We start from the raw sequence: 26,515 nt of genomic DNA, 5'->3' as shown, positions 1-26,515 counted from the left end.
AACCGCAATACAACCCCGCAACCGGTTCCCTCCCCCGCAGGTCTAGATACGAACGACCTTGACCACGGGGGAGGGGCCTTGCTCGCACTCGTGCTCGCAGCGCTGCGGGCCCGTCGCGCCCAGGCGCTGACGTTGCTGCTGCTCAGCACGCTCGCCGCGGCCGCCGCGGCGGCGTCGCCCTGGTATGTGCTGGCCTCCACCGAGCGCATCGCCATCCGGCACGTGCAGAGCGCGCCGATCCAGGAGCGCTCGCTGGAGACGATCGGCGAGGGTTCCCTCGAGGGTGGCTCCGTCGAGGCGCAGCTGGCCGCCGAGGCCGACCGGACGCAGCGGATCGTCGGGCTGTCCGGCTTCACCACGTACACCGGGGTCTACCTGCCCGGCCAGGCGAGCACCGGCACCAGCCAGCCGCGCGAGCTCGGCCAGCCGCGCGCCACCGACTCGGCGCTGCTGCTGCGCACCGACGCCTGCTCGCACCTCTCCGTCGAGGGCAGTTGCCCCAGTGCCGCCAACGAGGTGGCCGTCAGCTACCGCACGGCGCGCTGGCTGCGGGTCCAGCCCGGCGACGCGCTCGCCTACGCCAACTCCGGGCTGCCCAAGCCGCTGCAGCTCAAGGTCGTCGGCGTGTACCGCCCCGACGACCCGAACGACCCGTTCTGGAGCAGCAACGACCAGCTCGTCGCCAAGGCCCTGCCGACCAGCCCCGACCCGGCGATCACCGAGCCCGTCGACGACGCGCTGCTCACCAGCGCGGCGACGTTCGACAAGGGCCTGCCGGTGCCGGTCCGCACGGTCGTCGACATGGTCGCCGGCCCGTCGCTGCTGGTCGACAACGATCCCGGCGAGGTCCGCGACCGTCTCAACGCCGCCACCGTCGAGGCCGGCAACAACCGCCTCACGCTCAACACGCTGCTGCAGACGACGATCGACAAGGTCGAGCGCGACCGGCGGCTGGTCTCCCTGGGCGTCCCCGTCGGCGCCTTCCAGCTGCTCGTGCTGTGCTGGTTCGCGTTGTACCTCGCGGTCAAGTACACGGGCGAGGAACGGCGCCCCGACATCGGGCTGGTGAAGCTGCGCGGCGCCACGCGCGGGCGCACCTGGGCGCTGGTGAGCGGGCAGAGTGCCCTGCCGATGCTGGTCGGAGCCGTGCTGGGCCTCCCCATCGGGTACGCCGCCGCAACCGCCGTCACCGGCTCCATCCGCGACGCCGGGGCGAGCGAGCAGGCGGCGACGCTGTCCGTGGGCGCGGCCGGGCTCGCCGTCCTCGGCGCGCTGCTCGCCGCGCTGCTGGCCGAGCGTCGGTCGCTGTCCTCCAGCGTCTCCGAGCTGCTGCGCCAGGGCTCGGTGCGCTCCCGCATCTGGCGCGACCTGTTCGACCTCGTCCTCGTCGCGCTCGCGGTGGCGGCCGTCTACCAGGTCAAGCACCGGGCCGCGGGCGACGCCGCCGGCCTCGCGCTGCTCGCGCCCGGCCTGGCCGCCCTGGCCTTCGCGCTGGTCGCCGCGCGGCTTATCACGTTCACCGCCGGGCGGGCCGTCGAGGGCGCGCTGCGCCATGGCCACCCCGCCCGCGCCCTCACCGCGATCTACCTGGCCCGCCGGCCCGGCGTGCACCGCCTCGCCGCGCTGATGATCGTGACCGTGGCCCTGCTGTGCACCTCGGCGCTGACCTGGAACGCCGGGCGCGACGCGGGCCACGCCCGGGCGCAGCTCGAGGTCGGCGCCGACCGGGTGCTGACGGTGCGGGCCGAGAACCGGCTCGCCCTGCTCAACGCGGTGCGCGCCGCCGACCCGCGCGGCGACTACGCGATGGCGGCGGTCGAGTCGGTGCGCTCGGGCAGCGACCGGGTGCTGCTCGTCGACAGCCCGCGCCTGGCCAAGGTCGCGGCGTGGCGCCCCGAGTACGGCGCGAGCGCCGACGCCACGGCCGCCCTGCTGCACCCGGACGCCCCGGCCGCGATCACGGTCACCGGCTCCGAGGTCGAGGCCGACGTCACCAACCACTACACGGTCACCGATTCCAGCCGCGTGGTGTACCTCGACGTCGTGCTCGCCGACCCCAAGGGCACCCGGCTGACGGCCCGCCTCGGCCCGCTCGCCGAGGGACACCAGACGCTGCGCGCCGCGGTGCCGGCCTGCGCCACCGCGCCCGGATGCCGGCTGAGCTCGATGCAGATCAACCAGAGCACGCTGGAGCAGAAGGCGTTCTTCTCCGCCCGGCCCGGGATCGAGACCACCGTCCACGCGCTCACCCAGGGCGGCGGGCAGGCGGTGCTGGCCAAGGAGATGTACACCGACCGCACCCGTTGGCGCCTCGGCGTCAACGGCTATCCGCCCAACCTCATCGTCACGCCGGTCGAGGATGGGTTGAAGCTCACCGTCGCGCCCGTGCGCCCCGGCGGCGCCGCCGACCCCGGCGTGTACCCGCTGGACTCCCCGGCCCCGCTGCCCAGCGTGCGGGCGACGAAGCTGCAACCGCGCCTCGTCGGCGACCAGCGGGTCAGCTACGGCTCGATCTCGATCTCCGAGTCGATCGCCGGCACCGCGCGGTGGCTGCCCCGCCTGGGCGACAAGGGCGTGCTCGTCGACCTCGAGTACGCCGACCGCCTCGGCGCCGACTTCGGCGCCGGCGAGTCGCTGCAGGTCTGGCTCAACGCGAGCGCGCCGGCCGACATGACGAAGCGGCTGCAGGACCAGGGGCTGCTCGTGCTCGGCGAGGAGTCGATCGACGGCGTCGCCGAGCTCTACGCGTCGTTCGGCCCACCGCTCACCCTGCAGTTCATGCTGCTGTCGGCGATCGTCGGGCTCGCGCTGGCCATCGGGTCCGCGACCGTCGTCGCCGCCGTCGAGCGCCGTCCCCGCGCCCGCGAGCTGGGCGCCCTGCGGGCCCAAGGTGCGCCGTCGCGGCTGGTCAAGCGGGTCGGCATCGAGGGATACCTCGTGCTGGCCGGCGCCTCGTTGCTGTTCGGGCTGCTGCTCGCAGCCCTGATCCGCGCCTATATCGGCGACGTGCTGCCCTACTTCGCCGATGGATGGAGCGCTCCGTGATTGGCCTGGTCCTGTCGATGGTGCGGGCCCGGCCGGGGCAGGCCCTCACCGCTTTCCTGCTGGCCATGTTCGCCATGGCCGCCGCGGTCAGCGCCCCGGTCTACTCGGCAACGGCCGACCGCGCGGTCGTGCGCAGCGAGGTTGCCGCGGCGCCGCCTGCCGAGCGGGTCGTGCAGGCGCGGCGCACCACGCCGTCGCCGGCCGACCACGACTTCGAGAACCTGGTGCCGCAGGTCTTCGGCGGCGGCGGCTTCGCGAGCGTGTTCAGCACCGAGTACGACCTCGTGATCACGCCGAACGACCCGAAGATCACCAAGATCGCGCCCCGGTTCGTGTACCGCGACGACGCCTGCGCGCACCTGACCTTCACCGCCGGCCGGTGCTTCGTCAGCGAGACCGAGGTCGTGCTGAGCACGGCGGCGGTCAAGCAGCTCGGGCTGCGCGTCGGCGACACCTTCCAGGCCTGCTACGGCACGATCGACCCGTCGGACGGCGACTTCGTCGAGGCCGGGCCGAAGGTCACCCTGACCCTGGTCGGCGCGTTCGACCCCAGGAACAAGGCCGAGCAGTACTGGTCCGACGCCGACTACTTCAACACCCGCTTCAGCCCCCGGCAGACCAGCGAGCCGGTCTTCGCCTCCCGCCTCACCCTGGAGGCGCTCCAGCACGGCAACGAGAAGCAGGCGCTCGACGTCGTCATCGACGGCTCGGCGATCACCCGGGAGTCGCTGGACGGCATCAACGCCTCGGTACAGACCGGCAAGGACAAGCTCGCGGCGCTGCCCGGCCACGCGACCGTGCACACCGAGCTGCCCAATCTGCTCGCGCGGATCAACGGCGACCGTGACCTGGTGGCCGAGGTGGTTCCGGTCGCAGCGGTACCCCTGGTGCTCCTGTGCTGGTTCGTGCTCTTCATCGCCGTCGCCGCGGCCACCCAGGAACGGCGGGGCGAGCTGGGCCTGTTCGCGCTGCGCGGCGTGACCCTCTCGCGACGCTGGTGGCTCGCCGCCGGTGAGAGCATCGTGCCGATCCTCGGCGGCGCCGTGGTCGGCTTCGTCCTCGGCCACTTCCTGGTCCGGATCGCCGCCTGGCTGCTGCTGGGCTCCTCCGGCGACGTCTCCCTGTCGGCCGGGCTGAACTGGTGGTCGCTCGCCTCGCTCGCCGGCGCGCTGTTCGCCGCCCTGCTGGCCCAGCGCGCCGAGCTGGCCAAGCGCACCGTCGACCTGCTGCGCAACGTGCCCAGCCGAGTCTCGCGCTGGGGCGCGCCGGTGTTCGAGGTCGTCGTCGTGGTGCTCGCTGCCGTCGCCGTCGTGCAGCTGCGCCGGGGCGGGGGCGGCCTGACCGGCTTCGCGCTGTTCGCGCCGTCCGCGGTCGTCATCGCCGTGGCGCTGCTGGCCGCCCGCGCCGTGCTGCCCATCGCCGAGCGGGTCGGGCGCCGGGCCATGCGCCGCGGCCGGATCGGGCCCACGCTCGCCGCCTACGCGCTGGCGCGCCGCCCCGGCACCCAGCGCGTGCTCGCTCTGTTCGTCGTCGCGATAGGCCTGCTCGTCTTCGCCTCGACCGCGGCCAGCGCCTCCTCCGACGCCCGCGACCGGCGCGCCCGCGTCGAGCTCGGCGCGACCCGCGTGCTGTCCGTCGAGCCGATCAGCCGTGCCTCGCTGCTGGCGCGGGTCCGCTCGGTCGACCCGGACGGGAAGTTCGCGATGGCCACCGTGATGCTGCCGGTCTCCGAGGACACCGGGGTGCCGCCGATGCTCGCCGTGGACAGCAAGGCGCTGGCCGGCAGCGCGCTGTGGGACGACAAGAAGATCTCCGCCGCGCAGGCGGCGCGGCTGCTGCGCCCCGACGCCGGTCGGCCGTCGATCGAGGTCGACAACAAGGAGCTCTCGCTCGACGTCACCGTCGACTCGCTCGTCGACGCGTTCCGGGTGCACTGGGTCGCCATCGTCGTCCCCTCCGACGGCTCCGACCCGGGCCAGGTCGACCTCGGCCCGGTCCAGACGGGCCGGCACACCTACGTCCGCAACCTGCCGATGTGCGTCAACAAGTGCCGGCTGGCGGCGGTCGCGCTGGAGCAGCCCGAGGGGCGCGGCTTCGACGTGACGATGACGCTGCACAGCCTCAGCCAGCACGGCGCCCCGATCGTCGACGAGTCCGCGTTCGCCGACACCGACGGGTGGCGCACGCCGGAGTCGCCCGGGCCGAAGCTGCTCGTGCCGACGCTGACCGCAGCGAAGGACGGGCTGCGGGCCGAGCTGACCGGGTACAAGGGCGCCGACGTCGCGGTGCGCATCATGCCCACCGACGCGCCCTCGCCCCTGCCCGTGATCATGGCCCGCACCGCCGGCATCGGCGACCACATGACCGGCCTGGACCTGACCCAGCAGACGATCACGATCGCGGGCGAGGTCGAGACGGTGCCGAAGCTGGCGTACCGCGGCGGGCTCGTCGACTTCGAGTACGCCGAACGGCTCGCGACCGACGGCGGCGACGCGGAGTACCCGCAGATCTTCCTCGGGCCGAACGCGCCGCCCGACATCCTCGACCGGGTGCGGGCGGCGGGCCTGAACGTCACCGGAGACCGCGCCGTCGGCCCGCTGCGCGAGGCCCTCGAGGAGCAGGGGCCGGCCGTCGCGCTGCGCTTCCACGAGCTCGCCGGCGGCCTCGCGGTCGTGCTCGCGATCGGCGCGCTGTGGCTGGTCTCCAGCCTCGACCGGCTGCGCCGCGCGGGCGAGCTGCGTGCACTGCGTGCGCAGGGCGTGCCCCGCCGCGCGGCCGGCGCGAGCGGCTACCTGGTCCTGGTCGGCACGGCGGCGCTGATCGCGCCGTTCGCGGCTCTGGCCAGCTGGCTGCTGGTGCGCGAGTATCTTCCGGTGTTCAGCGACGACCCGCACGGCTTCTCGGCGTCGACCTGGCCCTCGCCCGGGCCGGTCGCGGCCGCGTGGGCGGCGGCCGCGGTGCTGCTCGCCGGGGCCGCGATCGTCGCCGGAGCCCGGCTGCGTGCGGCAACCACACTGCGGAAGCGATGACGTCGTGGCCTGCGGACCACTGTTGAAGGGACGGGGACGATGAACGGACTGGCGGTCGCCTGCCGGCGGGTCGTGCACATCTACCGGGCCGAGGCCGGCGACGTCGTCGCCCTCGCCGGCGTCGACCTGTCGATCGGGCCGGGTGAGACGCTCGCGCTGGTCGGGCCGTCGGGCTCGGGCAAGTCGACGCTCATCGCGCTGCTCGCCGGCCTGATGAGGCCCTCCGCCGGGCGGGTCAACATCGGGACGTACGACATGGGCAAGCTCTCCGACGGCGAGATCGCGCGCCTGCGCGGCACCGAGATCGGCGTCGTGCTGCAGGGCGCCGCGCGCAACCTGCTGCCGTATGCGTCGCTGCACCGCAACATCTGGCTGGCCCAGCGGCGGGCGGCGCGCACCGAGGGGATCAAGCTCGACGACCCCGACCGCATCCTGGACCTGGTGGGCCTGCCGGGCCTGGGCCGCTCCCGAATCGAGGAGCTCGCGCCCGGCGCCCGCCAGCGCGCAGCGCTCGCCGTCGGCATCGCCGCCGGCCCCGGCCTGCTGCTGGTCGACGAGCCGACCAGCCAGCTCGACACGCACGGCCGCGACGAGGTGCTCGAGGCCCTCGAGACCGTCAACCGCGAGCGCAACACCACGATCGTCGTGGTCACCCACGACGGTGACGTCGGCACCCGCCTCGGCCGGGCCGTCACCATCCGCGACGGGCGGGTCGGCGCCGAGGGCCGCGACGGCCAGGACTTCGCGGTCGTGGCGGGCGACGGCACGGTACAGCTGCCGCCCGAGGTCCTCGGCGACTTCCCGCCGGGCACCCTCTTCACCGTCGAGCACATCGACGGCGCCGTCACGCTGGTGGCGGGTGGATCCGACCGATCACTTGCGGCAGACCACATGGGGCACGTGCAAAACTAGGGCCATGAGCGACCCACGCCAGTCTCAGTCGATCTTCACCCGCGGGGCGGTGGATCTCGGCGCCCTGGCCCGCAGCAATGCGGCCGCAGCGCAGCGGGCGACCCAGCCCGCCCCCGCGGCACCCACCGGCGCCCACGTGATCGACGTCACCGAGGCGACGTTCCAGGACGACGTCATCCAGCGCTCGCTGACGGTGCCGGTCGTCCTCGACTTCTACGTCGAGATGAGCGCACCGCACCAGCAGTTCTCGCCGCTGCTGGCGCAGCTGGCCGCCGAGGGTGACGGCACGTGGGTGCTCGCCAGGGTCGACATCGAGGCCAACCCGCGCCTCGCGCAGATGTTCCGCATCCAGAACATCCCGTTCGTCGTGGCGATCGTCGGCGGCCAGCCCGTCGACGCTTTCAACCAGATGCTGCCCGAGCCGCACCTGCGCCAGTGGATCGACGCGGTGCTCAAGGCCGCCGGCGTCGAGGTCGAGCAGCCCGAGGACCCGCGCCTGCTCGCCGCCGACGACGCGATGGCCGACGGCGACCTCGACGCCGCCGAGGCCGCCTACCGCAAGATCCTCTCCGAGACCCCGGCCGACGCCGTCGCCGAGTCCGGCCTCGCGCAGGTCGGGCTGCTGCGGCGCACCGAGGGCGCCGATCCCGCCGCCGTACTGACCGCCGCGCAGGCCGCCCCCGACGACATCCCGGCCCAGCTGCTGGCCGCCGACGTCGAGGTGCTGACCGGGGAGGCCGACAGGGCGTACACCCGGCTGGTGAACCTCATCCGCCGCACGGCGGGCGACGAGCGCGAGACGGTGCGCAAGCACCTCGTCTCGCTCTTCACCGTCGCCGGCCCCGACGACCCAGCGGTCGCCAAGGCCCGCCGGGCACTGGCGAGCGCGCTCTTCTGACGGCGCCCGCATTGCGCCGGATCGCCGTCGTCGACGCACCGAGCAACCTGGGGTTGCGGCCACCGACCGCCACCTCGGTGCCCGGCTGCGCCAAGGCGCCCGGCGCGCTGCGCGACCACAACCTGCTGGCCCGCCTGGGCGCGCGCGACGCCGGCTGCATCACCCCGCCGCGGTACGACCCGGCGGGGTGGCAGCCCGGCGACGGCGTGGCGCAGGCCGCCGAGATCGCCGTCTTCGTGCGCCGCCTCGCCGACCGCATCGGCACCATCCTCGCCTCGGGCGACTTCCCGCTCATCCTCGGCGGCGACTGCTCGATCCTGCTCGGCGCGGGCCTGGCCATGCGCCGTTACCAGCACGAGGCCGGCGGCCGCATCGGCCTGATCTACGTCGACGGCCACTCCGACTTCCGCCACGAGGGCAACGCCTCCTACGTCGGCGCCGCCGCGGGCGAGGCCCTGGCCCTGGCGACCGGCCGCGGCCAGGCCAACCTGTCCTCGATCGAGCAGCGCCGCCCGTACTTCCGCGACGTCGACGTCGCGCTGCTGGGCATCCGCACCCACGACGAGTACCGCCTGGACCTGCAGGCCGCCGGCATCGTCGCCCGCGCCGTGCCGGAGCTGCGCTCGCACGGCGCCGCCCGCTCCGCCCAGTGGGCCCGCGACCAGCTGCGCGAATGCGCCGGCTTCTGGGTCCACATCGACGTCGACGTGCTCGACCCGGCCGTGATGCCCGCCGTCGACGCACCCGACGTGGGCGGCATCGCCTACCGCGAGCTGGAGATCCTGCTCAGCGGCCTCGTCTCCGACCCGCGCTGCCTGGGCGCGCAGGTGACCGTGTTCGACCCGGACTACGACCCGGACGGGCAGTACGCCGCCGAGGTGACCGACGTCCTCGTCACGGGCCTCGAGCCGCTGATCACGTCGTCGGCGCTGGCCGCCGCGGTGCCCGACCCGGTGATCTCGGCGCCGCCGTTCGCCGCTCCGGTCTCGGCGCCGCCGGTCTCCGGGCCGCCGCTGATCACCCCGCGCGTCCCCACCCCGGCGCCACCGTTCGACCTCCCGGCGCCGCCACCCGCGTTCGACATTGCGATCCCGACCGCGCCGGACGCCTTCGACGCCGCTCCGCTCGCTGGGCGCGCCATACCCGACATTTCGGAAATATCGGGTATCGACCGGTCGGTGGTCACGGAGGATGCGGCCGAGCCGGCGGAAGAGCCCGAAGCGGCCGACGACGCCGAAGCCTTGGACGATGCTCAGGCCCTGGAAGAGGCCGAGCCCGAGGCCGCGGACGAGGTTGAGTCCCTGTACGGGCCCGAGGATCTGTACGGGCCCGAGGACCTGGATGAGCCCGAGGACCTGGACGAGGCTGAGGTTGCCGACGAGGGTGACGTTGCTGAGGACGTTCGGGCCGCCGCCGAAGAAGACGCGACCGAAGACGACCTTGTCGAAGACGTCGAGCCTGCCGCGCCCGCCGTCGTCGAGGCGGGGGAGAGCGGGAACGGGCGGCCGAGCTGGATGCGGGGGCGCGGGAAACGGGCGGCCTCGCTGTCGCTCGACTCGCTGCCGCGCGACTCCATGGGGCCCGGCGGGCTGCGGCCGCAGGGCGGCGGAGCGCCGATCGCGTCGCAGGGCCTGCGGCGCCGGGCCGCCGAGCCGGCCGAGTCGCCGCTGACCGACGTCGTGCCCGCGGCGCGGACGCCGGTCGACGAGGACGAGACCACCGGCTGAGGCCGGACAGCGACCAACGACACGGCCGGCCCGGGGCGGGTGCCCCGGGCCGGCCGTCTGTGTCGCGAGAGGTGAGGTCAGCCGATCGTCTGGAAGAACTTGCCGGCGATCGGGACCGCGGCCGCGGTCGAGGCGCCGCCGTTCTCGACGAAGACGCAGAAGGCGATGTCGCCGCGGTACCCCATGAACCAGGAGTGGGTGTGCGCCGGGTCGTTGTCGTATTCCGCGGTGCCGGTCTTGCCCCGCAGGTCGCCCGGCAGGTCCTTCAGCTGGCTCGCCGTGCCGTCCGTGACGACCTGGCGCATCATCGCGCGCAGCGCGTCCAGCGAGCCCTGGTTGAGCTGCGGGCCGTCCGCGGCGGGGCTCTTCGGGGCCGGGTCCAGGACCAGCTGCGGCTGCTTCCACTGGCCGCGGGCGATCGCGGCCGCGGCGCCGGCCAGGCTCACGGGGGAGGTCAGGGTAGTGCCCTGGCCGAAGGCGGCCGCCGCCTGCTCGGCCTTGGAGCCGTTGACCGAGACCTTGCCTGTGAACACGTCCGTGCCGAGGTCCCACGGGATGCCGATGCCGAGGCTCTGCGCCGTCTTGCCGAGGCCGTCGGGGGCGATCTTCGGGGCGAGCGAGGCGAACGCCGTGTTGCACGACTTGGCGAAGTCGACGCGCAGCGGGACGGTGCCGAGCTCCTGGTCGTGGGAGTTCTTGAAGGTGCGGCCGTCGACGGTGAGGTTCTTCGGGCAGTCGACCGGGCTCTCGCCGTTCATGCCCTTGTCCAGCACCGCGAGCGCGGTGACGGTCTTGAACGTCGAGCCGGGCGGGGTCTGGCCGGTGAGCGCGAAGTTGTTCGGCGCCGCGCCCGGGCCGTTGGCGACCGCGACGATCGAGTTGTCGCTGACGCGGATCGCGACGAGGGCGGAGCGGCGGGTCTCGCCGGACAGCGCCTGCTCGGCGGCGTTCTGCATGTTGATGTCGAGGGACAGCTTGATCTGCGCGCCGGCCGTCGGGTCGGTGGAGAACAGCTCCTTGTCCGGGATGCCGGTCGGCATCGGCACGACGACCTTGACGCCGGGCTTGCCCTGCAGGTTCGTGTCGTACCGCTGCTGGAGCCCGGACAGGCCGACGACGTCGCCGATCTTGTACTTGCCCGGGTTCTTGTCCATGATCTCCTTCGTCACCTCGCCGGTCGTGCCCAGCAGGGCCCGGGCGAACTGCGCGGAGGGCGCCAGCGCCTGCGTCGAGTTGCGGGTGATGACGCCGGGCGTCGAGTTCAGCTTGTTGGCGATCCCGTCGTACACCTCCTTGCGCAATGTGACGATCTGCACAAAGGCGTCGGGCTTGGCGTTCTTCACCTGGTTGGGCAGGCCGCTGAGGTCGACTGAGACCTTCGCCTGGGTGAAGGCGTCTGTCAGATTCTTGACGACGAGGTTGATGTCGGTGATCGAGCGCGGCTGGACGCCGACGATCACGACGGGCTTGCTGCTCACGATCGGCTGGCCGGCGCCGTCGAGAATGCTGCCCCGCGGCCCGGCGCTCTTGCGGACCGCGAGCTTGTCGGTCGCCTCCAGCTGCGGGTTGATGGTCTTCGCGCCGAACACCACGGTCCACAGCTTGTCGACCCGCTTGGCGTCGACCGTGGTGTCGTACTCCCACGTCGAGTCCGCGACGGGCCAGGCCACGTGCACCACGACGCTGCTGTTGTCGTCCTTGACCACGGGCGAGCCCTTGAGCGTGAGCTTCGGCGGCTGGGCCGCGAGGTCGCCCGCGACCGAGGTCAGCAGCTTCTGCGCCGCGTCGCCGGCGAGGGCTTTACCGTCCGTACCGAGGAACTTCAGGCCGGCGATGTTGCCCTTCTCCCAGGCCCCGAGGAAGGTCTTGAGCGAGTCGTCCGGCGGCTTGCTGGAGCACGCGGGCAACGTGCCGAGCAGCGCCAGGGCGGTGGCGAGTGCGGTGACGCGACGCAGTGAAACGGCCATGGGGGCGATTCTGCGTCATGAAAGCACCGATCTGCACGCCCCAAGATTGCATAAGCAGGACAATTCAGTACGCCGAGGTCCGGTTGATCGGGTATTCGACGATGGTGAACCGGGCAGCACTGGCATTCCCCACGCATGTGAGGCCCTACGAGTACGTCTTAGGCTGAGCGGGGACAACCCACAACGTGGTGGGCGAGGGGAGAACAACCGATGAATCGGCCTGGGGCAACCCCGGTGAAGGACGACGCACGAGGCTTACGCGGCGCTCGGACCCCCGACGCGGCGGTCGAAGACGACGAGCTGGAGCAGTCAGTGCCCAACGCGGAGCACCTGGTGGCGGAGGCGGTCGTGCTGGCCGCCGCCCAGGATGCCGACCCCGAACTCGTAGCCGCCTACTGGCGCCTGGTGCCGGACGAGGAGCTGGCCGCCTGCAACGTCGCCAAGATGGTCGAGGCCACCAAGTCGCACCTGGAGCTCGCGCAGCAGCGCACGCCGGGCGAGCTCAAGCTGCGGCTGGGGCTCAGCGTCACCGGCGGCACCTCCGTGGAGATCATCACCGACGACATGCCGTTCCTGGTCGACTCGGTCACCAGCGCGCTGTCCTCGCGCAACATCGACGTCAACCTGCTGGTCCACCCGCTGGTCGTGGTGCGCCGGGCCCCACTCGGGGCGCTGGAGAAGATCCGGGTCGGCATCGAGCCCGAGGACGCGAGCCCCGGCGACATCGTCGAGAGCTGGATCCGCATCGAGGTCGACCGCATCCGCGACGAAGCCGAGGTCGATGACCTGCGCACCGACCTGATCCGCGTGCTGACCGACGTGCGCGAGGCGGTCGAGGACTGGCCGAAGATGCGCACCCAGGCCCTCGCGCTCGCCGATGAGCTCGGCAGCGCGCAGCTGCCGGTCCCCGACAAGGACATCACGGACTCCGTCGAGCTGCTGCGATGGCTCGTGGACGACCACTTCACCTTCCTGGGCTTCCGGCAGTACAAACTCATCAAGGGCGAGAACGGCGAGGAACTGCTGCTGGCGGTGCTCGGCTCCGGCCTGGGCATCCTGCGCGGCGACCAGGTCAAGCCGCGGGTGCTGTCCTCGATGACGGCGGAGGCCTACGCGAAGGCCCTGGAGAAGCGGCTGCTGATCATCACGAAGGCCAACTCGCGCGCGACCGTGCACCGCTCGGCCTACCTCGACTACATCGGCTTCAAGCAGTTCGACGCCGACGGCAACGTGATCGGCGAGAAGCGCTTCCTCGGGCTGTTCTCCTCGGCGGCGTACCGCACCAGCGTGCGCGACCTGCCGGTGGTCAAGCGCAAGGTCGCGGAGGTGGTCGAGCGCTCCGGGCTGTCGCCGCGCTCCCACTCCGGCAAGGACCTGATGGAGACCCTGGAGACGTACCCGCGCGACGAGCTCTTCCAGATCGGCACCGAGGAGCTCTACAAGTCGGCCATGGGCGTGCTGCGCCTGGCCGGGCGCCGCCAGCTCAAGGTCTTCCTGCGCCGCGACGCCTACGGCCGGTTCATCTCCTGCCTGGTCTACCTGCCCCGTGACCGGTTCACCACCGCCAACCGGCTGCGCATCCAGCAGATCCTGCTCGCCGAGCTCAACGGCATCGGCGTGGACTACACCACCCGGGTGAGCGAGTCGAAGTTCGCCCGCGTGCACTTCATCGTGCGCACCGAGCCCGGCAACCCGCCGGGCGACATCGACGTCGACGACCTCACCGAGCGCCTGTCCGAGGCGACCCGCCTGTGGGACGACGACTTCCGGCTGGTGCTGGAGCGCAAGCTCAACGACGAGCACCAGGCGAAGGTGCTCTACCAGCGCTACGGCTCGGCGATCTCGGACACGTACAAGGACGAGCACACGCCCTACGAGGCGGTCAAGGACGTCGCGAAGCTCGAGCTGCTCGACGAGCCCGGGCAGCTGGTCATGCACGTGTACCGCCGCCGGCAGGACGAGTCCGACATCCGCTTCAAGGTGTTCCGGTACGGCGAGCCGATGATCCTCTCGGCCGTCCTGCCGGTGCTGCACTCACTCGGCGTGCAGGTCACCGACGAGCGGCCCTACGAGGTCGTCCGCTCGGACAGCACGATCTACCTGTACGACTTCGGCCTGCAGCTGCCGTCGGACTCCCGCCCCATCGTGGACGTGCGGCCCCACCTGGAGAACGCGTTCTCGGCGACGTGGCGCGGCGAGGCGGAGGTCGACAACTTCAACACCCTGGTGATCAAGGCCGGCCTCACGTGGCGTGAGGTCGTCGTGCTGCGCGCGTACGCCAAGTACCTGCGCCAGGCCGGCACCGTCTTCTCCCAGGACTACATGGAGACGACGCTGCTGTCCTACCCCGCGATCGCCTCCAAGCTCGTCGCGCTCTTCGCCGCCCGCTTCGACCCCCGGCTGCAGATGTCCGAGGCGACCCGCTCGGTGCAGTCCAAGGAACTGGTCACGGCGATCAACGCCGACCTCGAGCAGGTCACGAGCCTCGATCAGGACCGGATCCTGCGCTCGTTCCTGCACCTGATCCAGGCCACGCTGCGCACCTCGTTCTACCAGCGCGGCGACGGCGGGCGCCCGAAGTCCTACACCGCCTTCAAGATCGACCCGCAGTCGATCCCGGATCTGCCGGCTCCCCGGCCGCGTTTCGAGATTTTCGTGTACTCCCCGAGGTTCGAGGGCGTGCACCTGCGCTTCGGCACCGTCGCCCGCGGCGGTCTGCGCTGGTCGGATCGGCGTGAGGACTTCCGGACCGAGATTCTGGGTCTGGTCAAGGCGCAGATGGTGAAGAACGCGGTCATCGTGCCGACCGGTGCCAAGGGCGGGTTCGTGCTCAAGCAGAACCCGGGCGACCGTGACGAGGCGGTGGCCTGCTACCAGCTGTTCATTTCGGCGCTGTTGGACGTCACCGACAACCTCGACGGCGGCAAGGTCGTCGCGCCGCCCGACGTGGTGCGCCACGACCCCGACGACCCCTATCTGGTTGTGGCGGCGGACAAGGGCACGGCGACGTTCTCCGACATCGCCAATGAGATCTCCATGCGGTACGGGTTCTGGCTCGGTGACGCGTTCGCGTCGGGCGGTTCGGCCGGGTACGACCACAAGAAGATGGGCATCACCGCCAAGGGCGCCTGGGAGTCGGTGAAGCGGCACTTCCGTGAGCTCGGCGTGGATACCCAGGCGACCGAGTTCACCGTGGTCGGCGTCGGCGACATGTCGGGAGACGTGTTCGGCAACGGCATGCTGCTCTCGCCGCACATCCGGCTGGTGGCGGCGTTCGACCACCGGCACATCTTCATCGATCCGGTGCCGGATGCGGCGTCGGGGTTTGCTGAGCGGTCGCGGTTGTTCGCGTTGCCGCGTTCGTCGTGGGATGACTACGACCGGTCGAAGATCTCGGCGGGTGGTGGGGTGTATCCGCGTACGGCCAAGTCGATTGTTCTGTCCGAGGCCGCCCGCGCGGCGTTGGGTATCACTGCCGTCGGGCCGCTGGCCCCGAATGATGTCATGCATGCGATTTTGGCCGCGCCGGTGGACCTGTTCTGGAACGGCGGTATCGGCACTTATGTCAAGGCGACCGGCGAGTCGCAGGCCGACGTGGGCGACAAGGCCAACGACTATGTCCGTGTCAACGGCCGGGAGCTGCGTGCGAGGGTGGTCGGCGAGGGCGGCAACCTTGGCCTGACGCAGCGTGGCCGGATCGAGTACGCGCTCAACGGCGGCCGTATCGCCACCGATTTCATCGACAACTCGGCCGGCGTCGACTGCTCCGATCACGAGGTCAACATCAAGATCCTGCTCGACCGCGCGGTCAACGCCGGCGAGCTCGAGCCGGCCGAGCGCAACCCGCTGCTGGCCGGGATGGCCGACGAGGTCGGCGAGCTGGTCCTGCGCGACAACTACGACCAGGCGACGGCCCTGGGCAACGCCCGCGCACAGTCCCGCTCCCTGCTGCCGGTGCACAAGCGGCTCATTGCCGACCTCGAGCACCGGGGCCAGCTCAACCGGGAGCTGGAGGGCCTGCCGAGCGACGAGGAGCTCGACGTGCGCGCGGCCACCGGCGTCGGCCTGACCTCGCCGGAGTTCGCCGTCCTGCTCTCGTACGTCAAGATCGTGCTCGAGCACGAGATCCTCGACTCCGACCTGCCCGACGAGGACTGGACCAACGAGGTCCTGGTCGGGTACTTCCCGACCGCCCTGCGCGAGCGCTTCGCCGAGGCGATGGCCGAGCACCCGCTGCGCCGCGAGATCGTCACCACCGCGATCGTCAACGAGGCGGTCAACCGCGGCGGCACGTCGTTCTTCCACCGCGCTTCGGAGGAGACCGGCGCCGGCGCCGCCGACGTGCTGCGCGCCTCGGTCGTCATCCGCGAGGTGTACAACCTGGGCGACCTGCGCCGCGCGGTCGAGTCGCTGGACAACCAGATCCCGACCCCGTCGCAGACGGCGGTGTACCTGGAGATGCGCCGCCTGCTCGACCGGGCGGTGCGCTGGCTGGTCTCCAACCGCCGCCTGCCGATCGACGTGCCCGGCGAGATCGCTCGGCTGCGCCCCGGCATCGCCCGCCTGCTGCCGCAGCTGGACACCCTCTTCCGCGGCCGCGAGCGCGATGCCCTGCGCGCCAACGCCGAGGGCCTGCGCGAGCTCGGCCTGCCGGAGGAGATCGCCGACACCACCACCCGGATCATGTACGGCTTCGGCCTCCTCGACATCGTCGAGGTCGCCTCGGCCACCGGCCGCGACGTGAACGAGGTCGCGACGGTCTACTACCTGCTGTCCGAGCGCTTCCGCGTCGACGACCTGCTGTCGCGGATCTCGGCCCTGCCGCGCGAGGACCGCTGGCAGACCCTGGCCCGCATGGCGCTGCGCTACGACCTCTACGCCGCGCTCGCGGCTCTCACCGCCGAGGTCCTCAACGCCACCTCCCGGGAGGCGGACCCGGAGGCGCGGGTGCACGAGTGGGAGCAGAGCAACGCGACGTCGATCGCCCGCACCCGCAACACCCTCGGCGAGTTCGGCGACTCGCCGGGGGACCTGGCCGCGATCTCGGTGCTCCTGCGCCAGATCCGCACGCTGGTCCGCGCCTCGGCGGCCTAGCGGTTCGCTTGTTTCCGGAGCCCGGGCCCGCGTTCACGACGCGGGCTCGGGCTTTTGCGACATGTCGGGCGCTGGCGCGCCACGACATGTCGGATTTATACCCTGACAGGCGATAAATCGGCATCGAAGGTTGCGCAAGCGACGAAATGCGCCCGCGATTGCGCGCAAGGCGGCCGGGCGAACACCGCGACGCCGCTCGGCGAGCACGCCGCGAGACGGCTTGGCGGGAGCGGGACGCCGCTCGGCGCACGCGCCGCGAGACCGCTTGGGCGACCGCGACGCCGCTCGGCGAACGCGTCGCGGGGCCGGCTGTGCGGGGGCGGGACGCCGTCCGGCGCACGCGCCGCGGGACGGCTGGGCGAACCGCGACGCCGTCCGGCGAACGCGCCGCGGGGCCGGCTGTGCGGGGGCGGGACGCCGTCCGGCGCACGCGCCGCGGGACGGCTGGGCGAACCGCGACGCCGTCCGGCGAACGCGCCGCGAGACGGCCGGGCGGGACCGGTGCCGGGCGTGTGCCAAGTTGCGGGCGGCGTGGAAGTTTCACGCGGTGGAGCCGAAGACCTCCTCGCGTACCGCATCCAGGCCCGTCAGAATCGCGCCGTTCAGCACCGGCTCCGAAGCGACCTCCGTGGGCACCACCCGCGGGGAGACCACTGCGATGGCGGCGACCTCATGCTGTACACGCTGAGCCAGATCGGCGCCGCCCGCCTGTCCGATCTCGCCGGCCAGCACCACCAGCTCCGGGTCGAGGACCAGGCCCACCGAGGCCACGCCGAGGGAGATGCGGCGGGCGAGCTCGTCCAGGAACGGGCTGCCGGCGGTGCCGGCGGCGATCGCGGAGCGCACGGCGTCCGCGGCGCCGGCGGCCTTGAAGCCGTGTGTCTTGGCGATCGCGCGTACCGCGGCGGCGTCGACCAGGGTCCGGAAGCCGCTCTTCGAACGGCGGGACACGTCGCGGCTCACCTGGGTGCCGGCCACCGGCAGGTAGCCGATCTCGCCCGCCGCGCCTACGCTGCCGCGGTGCAGACGGCCGCCCAGCACGACGGCGGTGCCGACGCCACGGTCGAGCCAGACGAGCACGAAGTCCTGCGCGCCGATCGCGGCGCCGCTGTGCTGCTCGGCGATGGCGGCCAGGTTGACGTCGTTCTCGAACACGACCGGGCGGTCGAGGTCCTCGCGCAGGGCGGTCAGCAGGCCGCGGTGCCAGCGCGGCAGGTCCCAGGCGAAGGTGATCTCGCCGCTCTTCGGGTCGACCAGGCCGGGCGTGCCGAGCACGATGCGCCGCAGCCGCTCGATCGGCGCGCCGGCGACCGAGGCGGCCTCCACCACCGCGGCGTGTACCACCTTGACCGGGTCGTCGCCGTCGCCGATCGCCACGTCGGTGCGGCCCACGATGTTGCCCGTGATGTCCGCAACACCGGCGACGACGTGCGCGGGGCCGGCATCGACGCCGACCACGTACGCCGTGGCGGGGACGACCGCGTACATCTGGGCGTTGGGGCCGCGCCCGCCGGCCTGCTCGCCGACGCGGGCCACCAGTCCGCGCTCTTCCAGGCGCTCCACCAGCTGCGATGCGGTGACCTTGGACAGGCCGGTCAGCTCGCCCAGCTGCGCGCGGGTCAGCGGGCCCCGGCTCAGCAGCAGCTCGAGGGCGGCCCGGTCGTTGAGGGCGCGCAGCAGTCGGGGCGTGCCGGGCAGTCTGGCAGAACTCATGGTGACGTACACCCCTAGTATTTAGGAAACTTTCCTATTAGCGTGCCACAAGCAACCTATTGGGAGAGCGTACGGTCGGACCACCCACTCGGCCTACGCACAACTGGTCAAGAAGCTCTTACGATCGTGGATAGCGCATCGGACGAGTGTGCAGGATCGGGCCTCGACGACGCCGTCGGCCGATGCTGCGGACGCGTCCGCGCTGAGGGGGGAACATCGTGTCGACCGATCCCGGACTCCGCCGGCTGGCCCTGGGCACGCTGCTGGGCGCCTTCAGCGGGGAGCAGGCCCCGGCATGGGCCGTGGACCTCCTCGCCGAGGGGATGGCCGGGCACCTGCTCTTCGGCTTCAACATCGTCGAGCGCGACCAGCTCGCCGCGCTCACGTCGAGCCTGCACGCGGCGCGCGATGGCGTCCTCATCGCCATCGACGAGGAGGGCGGCGACGTCACGCGGCTGGCGCACCGCTCCGGAAGCCCGTATCCGGGCAACGCCGCGCTGGGCGCCCTCGGCGATCCCGCCGTGACCCGCAGGGTGTACCGCACGATCGGCGCCGAGCTCGACCAGTTGGGCATCAACCTCAATCTGGCGCCCACCGTTGACGTGAACACCGCGGACGACAATCCCATCATCGGTACGCGCAGCTTCGGCGCCGACCCGATCGCCGTCGCCACGCACACCGCCGCCGCCGTCCTCGGCCTGCAGGGCGCGGGCGTCGCGGCGTGCGCCAAGCACTTCCCCGGCCACGGCGCGACGCTGGCCGACTCGCACCTGGAGCTGCCGACCGTCGACATCGACGCCGCCCTCCTGCACGGCCGGGAGCTGCCGCCGTTCGTCGCCGCGATCGAGGCCGGCGCCAAGTCGATCATGACCGCGCACATCCGCGTGCCGGCCCTCACGGGCGACGCCCCGGCGACCTTCAGCCGCGCCGTCCTCGTCGACCTGCTGCGCCGCGACCTGGGCTTCACCGGCGTGGTCGTCACCGACGCCCTGGAGATGCTCGGCGCGGCCCGCTACGCCGGCGGCATCCCGGCCGGCGCAGTGCTCGCCCTGGCCGCGGGCGCCGACCTGCTGTGCATCGGCGCGGACATCGACGAGCAGATCACCAACGCCTGCGCCGACGAGATCGTGGCCGCGGTACGGGACGGGCGCCTGCCGGCCGATCGCCTCGAGGAGGCCGTGGCCCGTGTCGCCGACCTCTCGGCCTGGACGCGCAGCGGCGACCGCACCGACCGGGAGGAGCCCGGCCTGGGGTACCCGGCGGCGCTGGGCGCGGTACGCATCGAGGGCAGCCACGAGCGGGGCGCCGCGCCGCTGATCGTGCAGCTGGAGTCGGAGTCCTCGATCGCCGCGGGCCGCGTGCCCTGGGGCCTCGGCCCGCACGTCAACGGCACCGAGCAGGTCCGCATCGTCGCCGAGAAGGCCGACCCGGCCGAGCTGCTCGCCCGCGCGGGCGGGCGGCCGATCGTGATCGTGGGGCGCAACGTGCACCGGCTGGCGGGCACGCGGGCGCTGGTCGAGGCGCTGACCGCCACGCACGCGGTGACCGTGGTCGAGATGGGGTGGCCGTCGTCGTGGCGGCCTCGGGGTGCGCGGGCTTTCATCACCACGTGGGGCGCGAGCCACGCGAACGGCCGCGCCGCCGCCGAGACCCTGGGCCTCGCCGCCTAGCTCGGCGCCGTCCTCGCAGCTGACGCCGCCTCCCACATGGCGGCGGGCCGGCATTTTCTTTCCGTGATCATGCGTTCTCGGCCCTGTTCAAGGCCGGTTGTACATCATCGTGGAGACATAACGTACAGGCAGTTGCCAGGTGCCGAACGGGCCGGATGGCGCCGGATGCCGGGCGTGGCCAGCTCGCGCCGCCGGCCCGCTTGCGCGCTTCGTGGGAGCCAGGCAGGTGTCGAGCGGGCCGAATGGCGTCAGATGCCGAGCGCGCCGGACGGCGCCAGGTGCCCGAGCGCGCCCGGCGGCCGAATCGCGATGAAATTTCGCCTGCCAGGGTATAAATCCGACATGTCGTGGCGCGTCAGCGCCCGACATGTCGCGAATCGCCGAACGCTGCGTGCCGGGTGAGGGAGGCGACGTTGTACGCGCGAGGGGTGCGGGCGAGGAGGTCAGCGGGCGTCGCGGCGCTTCATTGACCAAAATGACGCGAGCACCACGAGAGCCACGACCGCGATGATCACCAGGCCGCCCTGCTCCCAGCTGCCTGAGAAGCCGGCCTTCGGCACGCAGCCCACCCTGCACGACGCCACGTCGGTCTCGAAGGTGTAGCTCTTCGTGAGCCACGCCGAGATGTACGGGAAGAGCCGGTACTTCTGCGAGTAGTCGACGGTCTGGATGACGCTGAAGAGCACGAGGGTGCCCAGCTCGTACACCAGCAGGTACGCCATCCCGACGCCCAGGGCCGTGGACGTGTGCCGGCCGAGTGAGGCGATCGCGAAGCCCAGTGCCGTGCCGGCGATCGCCAGCAGGACGACCCGCACGCCGGTGAGCAGCAGCGAGCCGAACTCCCCGGCCGTCATCTGGCTGACTGTGCCGTTGCCCGCCGCCACGGCCATGAAGGCGGCGGTCCAGACACCGAGGTACACCACGGAAATGGCGCCGACGCCCGCGCAGGCGGCCAGCAGCTTGGCGGCCAGGACCGAGCCGCGGCGGGGTGCCCACAGCAGTAGGTTAGCCATCCCGCCGGAGCTCCACTCGACGCCGACGAACGAGGCGCCGACGACGAAGCCGGCGAGGGTGAGCACGATCGCGGCGGTGTAGAACAGCGACGGCCACTGGCGGTGGAACGAGAAGCCGTAGTCGAGCAGCGACTCGGTGGTCGGGCGCGGGCCGTAGTCGCAGCCGCGCGGGAAGGACTCGTGCTCGTTGGCGTTCTCGAGGCCGGACTGGACCTTGGAGCAGCGGTCGACGTTCTGGTCCCAGATCTCGGCCGCGGAGGCGGCGTTGACGCGCGCGGACTCGACCTCGGCCGGGGTGGGCGTGCTGCGGGTGAGCGTGAAGCCGAACGTGAGCAGCGCCAGCAGGGTCGCGATGAGGACAAGGGTCACGAGCGTGACGCGGCGGCTGAACAGGCGCGACCATTCGGCCGCGAACAGGCGGGTCATGCCTTTTGCTCCTCGTCGGACCAGTCCGAGTCGTCGACCGGGCGGAAGGTGCCGCGGCGGGGGCCGCCGCCGGTGAGGCTCAGGAACGCGTCCTCGAGCTGGGCGACCGGTGCGAGCTCGCGCACCCACAGGCCGTTGACGCCGAGTGCGTGCGACACCCAGGACGCGTCGGCGAGGTCGTGCACGATGATGTGGTCGCCGGCGACGCTGACGTCGGCGCCGGCCTCGGTGAGGATCTCGGCGGCGCGGTGATGGTCGTCGACGCGCACCCGGTAGGCGCCCTTGTCGGCGACGGCGAGCACCTGCGACACGGCGCCGGCGCCCACGGTGCGGCCGCGGGAGATGATCGTGACGGAGTCGCAGATCTGCTGGATCTCGGCCAGGATGTGGCTGGAGATCACCACGGTCATGCCGCGGTCGGCCTGCGCACGCAGCAGGTCGCGCATCTCGCGGATGCCCGCCGGGTCGAGGCCGTTGTTCGGCTCGTCCAGGATCAGCAGCTCCGGGTCCTTCAGCAGCGCGGAGGCGACGGCGAGGCGCTGGCGCATGCCCAGGGAGTAGGAGCGGACCTGGTCCTCGGCGCGGTCGGCGAGCCCGACCTGGTCGAGGACGATCCCGATCCGGTCCTTCGGCACGCCACCGGCCTTCGCCAGTAGTGCGAGAGTTTTGTACGCCGTGAAGTTGCCGAAGAACGCCGGCGCCTCGACGATCGCGCCGACGCGGGGCGCGACCTGGGCCTGACGGCGCGGCACGGGCTCGCCGAGGATGCGCATCGATCCGCCGTCGGCGCGCAGCAGCCCGAGCGCGGTCTTCAGCGTGGTCGACTTGCCGGAGCCGTTCGGGCCGAGGAATCCGTGGATCTGGCCGGGCTCGACGAGCATGTCGAGCCGGTCGATCGCGGCCCGCGGTTTGCCGAACACGCTCTGATATGTCTTGACCAGACCGCGTATTTCCAATGCTGGTGTCATCCCCGCGCACATTACGGGTTTGCTCACGCGCGCGGGGCCCCGGCAGTCGTCGATGGACCGGCCGTGGTTGGATTGGCACGTGTCAGATGACCTTGTCATCGCGGTGGAGAATGCGACGGTCACCCGCAACCGCAACGACCTGATCCGCTCGGTGAGCTGGCAGGTCGAGCTCGACGAGCGGTGGGTCATCCTCGGGCCCAACGGCGCGGGCAAGACGACGTTGCTCAACCTGGCCGGCGCGCGGATGTACCCGACCCGCGGCTCGGTCAGCATCCTCGGCGAGCGCCTCGGCCGGACCAACATCGCCGAGCTCAAGACGCGCCTCGGGTTCACCTCCAACGCCCTGCTGCTGCCGACCGACGAGACCGCGCGCGACGTCGTGCTCACCGCGTCCTGGGCGGTCATCGGGCGCTATCGCGAGCACTACGACCCGATGGACGAGGCGCGGGCCATGTCGCTGCTGGATCAGTTCGGCGTCGCGGCCCTCGCCGACCGGCTCTACGGCACGCTGTCGGAGGGCGAGCGCAAGCGGGTGCAGATCGCCCGTGCGCTCATGGCCGACCCGGAGCTGCTGCTGCTCGACGAGCCCACCGCCGGGCTGGACCTCGGCGCCCGCGAGGACCTGGTGCGCCGCCTCGCCGACCTCGCCGCCGACCCCGACGCGCCGGCGCTGGCGCTCGTCACCCACCACGTCGAGGAGATCCCGCCGGGCTTCACGCACGCGATGCTGATGCGTGACGGCGGCGTGGTGGCCCAGGGGCTGCTCCGGGACACCATCACCGCCGACAACCTGTCCAAGGCGTTCGGCGTGCCGCTGCGGCTGTCGACGATCGACGGCCGCTTCCACGCCCAAGGCGCCTAGCGGGTTCAGGCGCCCTTGAAGTCGGGCTTGCGCTTCTCCACGAACGCGGCCATGCCCTCGGCCTTGTCCTCGGTGGCGAACAGCGCCGCGAAGAGCTGGCTCTCCCACGCCAGGCCCGAGGCGAGGTCCATGTCGAGGCCGCCGTCGACCGCCTGCTTGGCGGCGCGCAGCGCCACCGCCGGGCCGTTGACGTAGGGCCGCACGAGCGCGAGGGCGGCCTCGTAGACCTGCTCCCGCGGTACCACTCGATCCACGAGACCCATCGCGAGCGCCTCGTTGGCGGGCACGAACCGGCCCGACATGATCAGGTCCTTGGCGCGGGCCGGGCCGACGAGGCGGGCCAGCCGCTGTGTGCCGCCGGCCCCCGGGATGATGCCCAGGGTGATCTCCGGCTGGCCCAGCGTCGCGTCCTCGGCGGCGACCCGCCAGTCCGCGGTGAGCGCCAGCTCGCAGCCGCCCCCGAGCGCATAGCCGGTGACCGCCGCGACGACCGGCTTCGGGATCCGGGCGACCGCGTCGAACGCGCCGGAGAGCCGCCCGGCGCGGGCGGCCATCGCGGCGTAGCCCATGCCGGCCATCTCCTTGATGTCGGCGCCGGCGGCGAAGACCTTCTCGCCGCCGTAGAGCACGACCGCGCGCACGTCGTCGCGCGCGGAGGCCTCCTGTGCCGCGGCCCGCAGCTCCTCCTGAACCTGGATGTTCAGGGCGTTCATCGGCGGGCGGTCGAGCCGGATCGTGCCGATGCCGGCGTCCACCTCCAGCCGCACGAGGGGGCTACTCCCGGTTTTCACCGCGTCCACAGTGTCTCCTCAACGTCGTTGTCGTTGCCTGGAGCGTATTCGGCGGTACCTTCAGAGGTGCCATGGCCACCACGTACTACCGCGACAACGTGGTGCACATCAGCTCCGGCGGTGTGCGCGTCGCTGATGCTTGGTACCCACTGGAAACCCTGAGCTACATCTGGCACGAGCGAACCGGCCGCCTGCGCCACGGCGCGTACATGTTCGCCACCCGCGGCGGCGCCGTGCTGGTCGTCCTGGGCCTGCTCGTGGCGGCCGGGATGTTCGCGCGCCGGATCGACTTCAGCGGCGACCAGCAGACGATGTACATCGCCGGCGGCATCCTCGCCGTCATCGTCATCGGCGGCATCGTCGCGTTCAGCGTCGAGGGCCTGCTGGATCTGCTGGACCGGGCGCACGACCACGGCAAGGGCGTGCACGAGATCTGGGTGCGCACGGCCGCCGGGGACTCGATGATCTATTCGACCACGGACTCGCCCAAATTCGGGCAGATCTATCGAGCGCTGCAGCGGGCGGTCGAACAGTCCGCCTAGACTGCGCGGCATGGTGGCCCTGGGCGTCGACTTCGGCACGTCGCACACGGTGGCGGTGGCGCGCTGGCCGGACGGGCGCGCCCGCCCGCTGCTCTTCGACGGCTCGCCCCTGCTGCCCTCCGCGGTGTCGATGGAGCAGCAGGGCCTCGTCGTGGGCCGCGACGCGGTGCACAGCGCCCGCCGCGCCCCGGAGAGCTTCGAGCCCAACCCGAAGCGGCGCATCGACGACGGCTCGGTGCTGCTCGGCGAGCACGACGTGCCCGTGCAGCAGATGATGACGGCGGTGTTCCAGCGCGTCCTCGCCGAGTTCACCCGCACCGCGGGTGGCGCGCCGAGTGCCGTGACGGTCACCCACCCCGCCGGCTGGGCCTCCACGCGGCGCAACGCCCTCAAGGATGCGGTACGCCGGGCCGGCCTCCCCGAGGTCGCCCTCGTGCCCGAGCCGGTCGCCGCGGCCACCTACTTCGTGCGCGTGCTGCGCAACATGGTCCCGGTCGGCTCGTCCGTGGTCGTCTACGACCTGGGCGCGGGCACGTTCGACGGCAGCGTCGTGGCCCGCACCACGGCCGGCTTCGAGGTGCTCGCCGTCGGCGGCCGCGACGACCTCGGCGGGCTGGACTTCGACGAGCTCGTCGTCGGGCTGATCGGCCGCGCCCTGCCGGCCGAGGACTGGCAGCGGGTGACCGCCGACCCGCGCGCCGCGCGCCAGGTGCGCGAGGAGGCGCGCGAGGCCAAGGAGCGGCTATCGCGCTCGGCGTCGGCGACGGTGATGGTGCCGCTGGTCGACCGGGACGTGCAGCTCACCCGGGAGGAGTTCGAGACCGCCGCCCGGCCGCTCGTGGAGCGCTCGGTGCGCGTCCTCGCCGAGACGCTGCGCCTGTCGCGGCTCACCCCGGACCGCGTCGCCGGGATCTTCCTGGTCGGCGGGGCCAGCCAGATGCCGCTCGTGGCCACGGAGCTGCACCGCGAGTTCGGGCGGCCGCCGGTGACGATCGAGCAGCCGGAGATGGTGGTCGCCGAGGGATCGGTGCTCGTCGGCCGCGCGGTGCAGACGCGCGCGGGCCGCCCGGTCGCGGAGAAGACGTCGGGCTCCGGCTCCCTCGCCCTACCGGCCTCGCCCGCCCCGTCCGTGTCCGGCCCTCCGGTTTCACCCGGTCCGTCGGCCATCGCCCAGGTTTCGCCCGGTGCGGTGCCGCTCAGCCCGGCGCCGGTGCCGCCTGTGCAGCGCCGGCCGCCGGTGTCGCCGCCGCCCGTGGCTTATCCGCCGCGGCCCGTATTCCTGCCTCCGCCGCAGCCGCAGGTCGTGTACCAGCCCGTGTACGCACTGCCGCCGATGATGCCGATGCTGCCCCCGGTGCGCCTGCGGCCGCCGTGGTCGATCCGGTGGCCGGCCGGGTTCATGACCACTTACTCGGTCCTGCTGTACGTCCTGACGGCGGTGCTGCTGCTCTTCGCGGGCGTCATCCACCTCGGAGACCCCTCGGATGTCAAGCTCACCCAGGCGCAGGTCGACGAGATCACCGATGCCTGCCTGCAGTGGGCCGGCATCTGCGTGGTGCTCGCCACGCTACTGATCAACGGCGCGCGGAGGCTACGGCGGCCGGCGGCCGGGCACCTGTGGTACCCCTTGGCGCTGGTCCTGATCGTCGCCGTGTCCAACCTTGGGTTGATCCAGTTCAGCCAGCGGTTCTGGCCGTTGGTGGCCGTCCCGGCGGTGGTGTTCGCCCTGTCGGCCGCCGCGCTGGTGCTGCCCGGCTCGCAACGGTGGATGCGCCGCCCGCCCAAGCCGCCGTCGCTGAAGGCCATCCAGTCCGACACCGGGCCCGCGCGGCCGCCGACGGGCTAGTCCCGTCCGCCT

General features: G+C 72.2%; 14 protein-coding genes and 1 pseudogene. 10 read left to right on the top strand and 5 right to left on the bottom strand.

From position 1 onward, the window contains the following. The first annotated feature begins 78 nt into the window (after positions 1–78). The 5 genes and pseudogenes from ABD901_RS13480 to ABD901_RS13460 form a co-directional block, all read left to right on the top strand. The gene (locus ABD901_RS13480) at positions 79–3,045 is read left to right on the top strand and encodes an FtsX-like permease family protein (RefSeq protein ID WP_345125121.1); all 2,967 of its coding nucleotides are present in this window, start codon (positions 79–81) and stop codon (positions 3,043–3,045) included. After that, on the top strand, positions 3,042–6,074 hold the full coding sequence (locus tag ABD901_RS13475) for an FtsX-like permease family protein (protein WP_345125110.1): 3,033 nt from the start codon (positions 3,042–3,044) through the stop codon (positions 6,072–6,074). The genes ABD901_RS13480 and ABD901_RS13475 overlap by 4 nt, the downstream gene beginning before the upstream one ends. A gap of 39 nt (positions 6,075–6,113) precedes the next feature. Further along, the gene (locus ABD901_RS13470) at positions 6,114–6,986 is read left to right on the top strand and encodes an ABC transporter ATP-binding protein (RefSeq protein ID WP_345125076.1); all 873 of its coding nucleotides are present in this window, start codon (positions 6,114–6,116) and stop codon (positions 6,984–6,986) included. Between the two features lie 4 nt (positions 6,987–6,990). Further along, positions 6,991–7,884: a tetratricopeptide repeat protein gene (locus tag ABD901_RS13465; protein WP_345125073.1), complete on the top strand. Its 894-nt coding sequence runs from the start codon at positions 6,991–6,993 to the stop codon at positions 7,882–7,884. After that, positions 7,881–9,089 (top strand): annotated as a pseudogene (locus ABD901_RS13460) (arginase family protein); the annotation flags it as partial. The gene ABD901_RS13465 and the pseudogene ABD901_RS13460, both read left to right, overlap by 4 nt. Before the next feature lie 599 nt (positions 9,090–9,688). Here the strand turns inward: ABD901_RS13460 and ABD901_RS13455 are convergent. After that, positions 9,689–11,578 (bottom strand): penicillin-binding transpeptidase domain-containing protein, encoded by a 1,890-nt coding sequence (locus ABD901_RS13455; protein WP_345125071.1) that lies wholly within the window; start codon positions 11,576–11,578, stop codon positions 9,689–9,691. Between the two features lie 210 nt (positions 11,579–11,788). Here ABD901_RS13455 and ABD901_RS13450 point away from each other — a divergent pair, with 210 nt between their 5' ends. Further along, a complete protein-coding gene (locus ABD901_RS13450) occupies positions 11,789–16,672 on the top strand; it encodes an NAD-glutamate dehydrogenase (RefSeq protein ID WP_380136710.1) in 4,884 nt (1,627 codons plus the stop codon). Between the two features lie 540 nt (positions 16,673–17,212). Here the strand turns inward: ABD901_RS13450 and ABD901_RS13445 are convergent. Then, on the bottom strand, positions 17,213–18,385 hold the full coding sequence (locus ABD901_RS13445; RefSeq protein ID WP_345125067.1) for an ROK family transcriptional regulator: 1,173 nt from the start codon (positions 18,383–18,385) through the stop codon (positions 17,213–17,215). Positions 18,386–18,603: 218 nt separating this feature from the next. Here ABD901_RS13445 and ABD901_RS13440 point away from each other — a divergent pair, with 218 nt between their 5' ends. Next, on the top strand, positions 18,604–20,055 hold the full coding sequence (locus tag ABD901_RS13440; RefSeq protein ID WP_345125064.1) for a glycoside hydrolase family 3 protein: 1,452 nt from the start codon (positions 18,604–18,606) through the stop codon (positions 20,053–20,055). A gap of 443 nt (positions 20,056–20,498) precedes the next feature. Here ABD901_RS13440 and ABD901_RS13435 read toward each other — a convergent pair whose 3' ends face one another. Then, complete coding sequence (locus ABD901_RS13435; RefSeq protein ID WP_345125062.1) at positions 20,499–21,494, bottom strand: ABC transporter permease subunit; 996 nt, start codon at positions 21,492–21,494, stop codon at positions 20,499–20,501. Then, a complete protein-coding gene (locus ABD901_RS13430) occupies positions 21,491–22,462 on the bottom strand; it encodes an ABC transporter ATP-binding protein (protein WP_425556689.1) in 972 nt (323 codons plus the stop codon). Before ABD901_RS13430 ends, ABD901_RS13435 begins: the two co-directional genes overlap by 4 nt. A gap of 52 nt (positions 22,463–22,514) precedes the next feature. Between ABD901_RS13430 and ABD901_RS13425 the strand changes: the two genes are divergently transcribed. Continuing rightward, positions 22,515–23,324 (top strand): ABC transporter ATP-binding protein, encoded by an 810-nt coding sequence (locus tag ABD901_RS13425; RefSeq protein WP_345125058.1) that lies wholly within the window; start codon positions 22,515–22,517, stop codon positions 23,322–23,324. A gap of 5 nt (positions 23,325–23,329) precedes the next feature. Here the strand turns inward: ABD901_RS13425 and ABD901_RS13420 are convergent, their stop codons facing one another. Next, entirely contained in the window at positions 23,330–24,115 is a 786-nt protein-coding gene (locus tag ABD901_RS13420; RefSeq protein ID WP_345125582.1) for an enoyl-CoA hydratase/isomerase family protein, read from the bottom strand. 71 nt (positions 24,116–24,186) lie between these two features. Here ABD901_RS13420 and ABD901_RS13415 point away from each other — a divergent pair, with 71 nt between their 5' ends. Next, entirely contained in the window at positions 24,187–24,657 is a 471-nt protein-coding gene (locus ABD901_RS13415; RefSeq protein WP_345125054.1) for a DUF6232 family protein, read from the top strand. 10 nt (positions 24,658–24,667) lie between these two features. Further along, complete coding sequence (locus ABD901_RS13410) at positions 24,668–26,503, top strand: Hsp70 family protein (protein WP_345125052.1); 1,836 nt, start codon at positions 24,668–24,670, stop codon at positions 26,501–26,503. Positions 26,504–26,515 lie beyond the last annotated feature (12 nt).

This window comes from Dactylosporangium darangshiense, from assembly GCF_039537565.1.
GTDB classification, from domain to species: Bacteria; Actinomycetota; Actinomycetes; order Mycobacteriales; family Micromonosporaceae; genus Dactylosporangium; species Dactylosporangium darangshiense.
Note: the sequence above shows the minus strand (reverse complement) of the source record. Positions and strands in the feature narration are given on the sequence as shown.

Excerpts from the sequence above, each read along its gene's own strand:
- ABD901_RS13470 (WP_345125076.1), top strand. The coding sequence starts at position 6,114 with ATGAACGGACTGGCGGTCGCCTGCCGGCGGGTCGTGCACATCTACCGG.
- ABD901_RS13465 (WP_345125073.1), top strand. The coding sequence starts at position 6,991 with ATGAGCGACCCACGCCAGTCTCAGTCGATCTTCACCCGCGGGGCGGTG.
- ABD901_RS13455 (WP_345125071.1), bottom strand. The coding sequence starts at position 11,578 with ATGGCCGTTTCACTGCGTCGCGTCACCGCACTCGCCACCGCCCTGGCG.
- ABD901_RS13450 (WP_380136710.1), top strand. The coding sequence starts at position 11,789 with ATGAATCGGCCTGGGGCAACCCCGGTGAAGGACGACGCACGAGGCTTA.
- ABD901_RS13445 (WP_345125067.1), bottom strand. The coding sequence starts at position 18,385 with ATGAGTTCTGCCAGACTGCCCGGCACGCCCCGACTGCTGCGCGCCCTC.
- ABD901_RS13435 (WP_345125062.1), bottom strand. The coding sequence starts at position 21,494 with ATGACCCGCCTGTTCGCGGCCGAATGGTCGCGCCTGTTCAGCCGCCGC.
- ABD901_RS13430 (WP_425556689.1), bottom strand. The coding sequence starts at position 22,462 with ATGACACCAGCATTGGAAATACGCGGTCTGGTCAAGACATATCAGAGC.
- ABD901_RS13425 (WP_345125058.1), top strand. The coding sequence starts at position 22,515 with ATGGACCGGCCGTGGTTGGATTGGCACGTGTCAGATGACCTTGTCATC.
- ABD901_RS13415 (WP_345125054.1), top strand. The coding sequence starts at position 24,187 with ATGGCCACCACGTACTACCGCGACAACGTGGTGCACATCAGCTCCGGC.
- ABD901_RS13410 (WP_345125052.1), top strand. The coding sequence starts at position 24,668 with ATGGTGGCCCTGGGCGTCGACTTCGGCACGTCGCACACGGTGGCGGTG.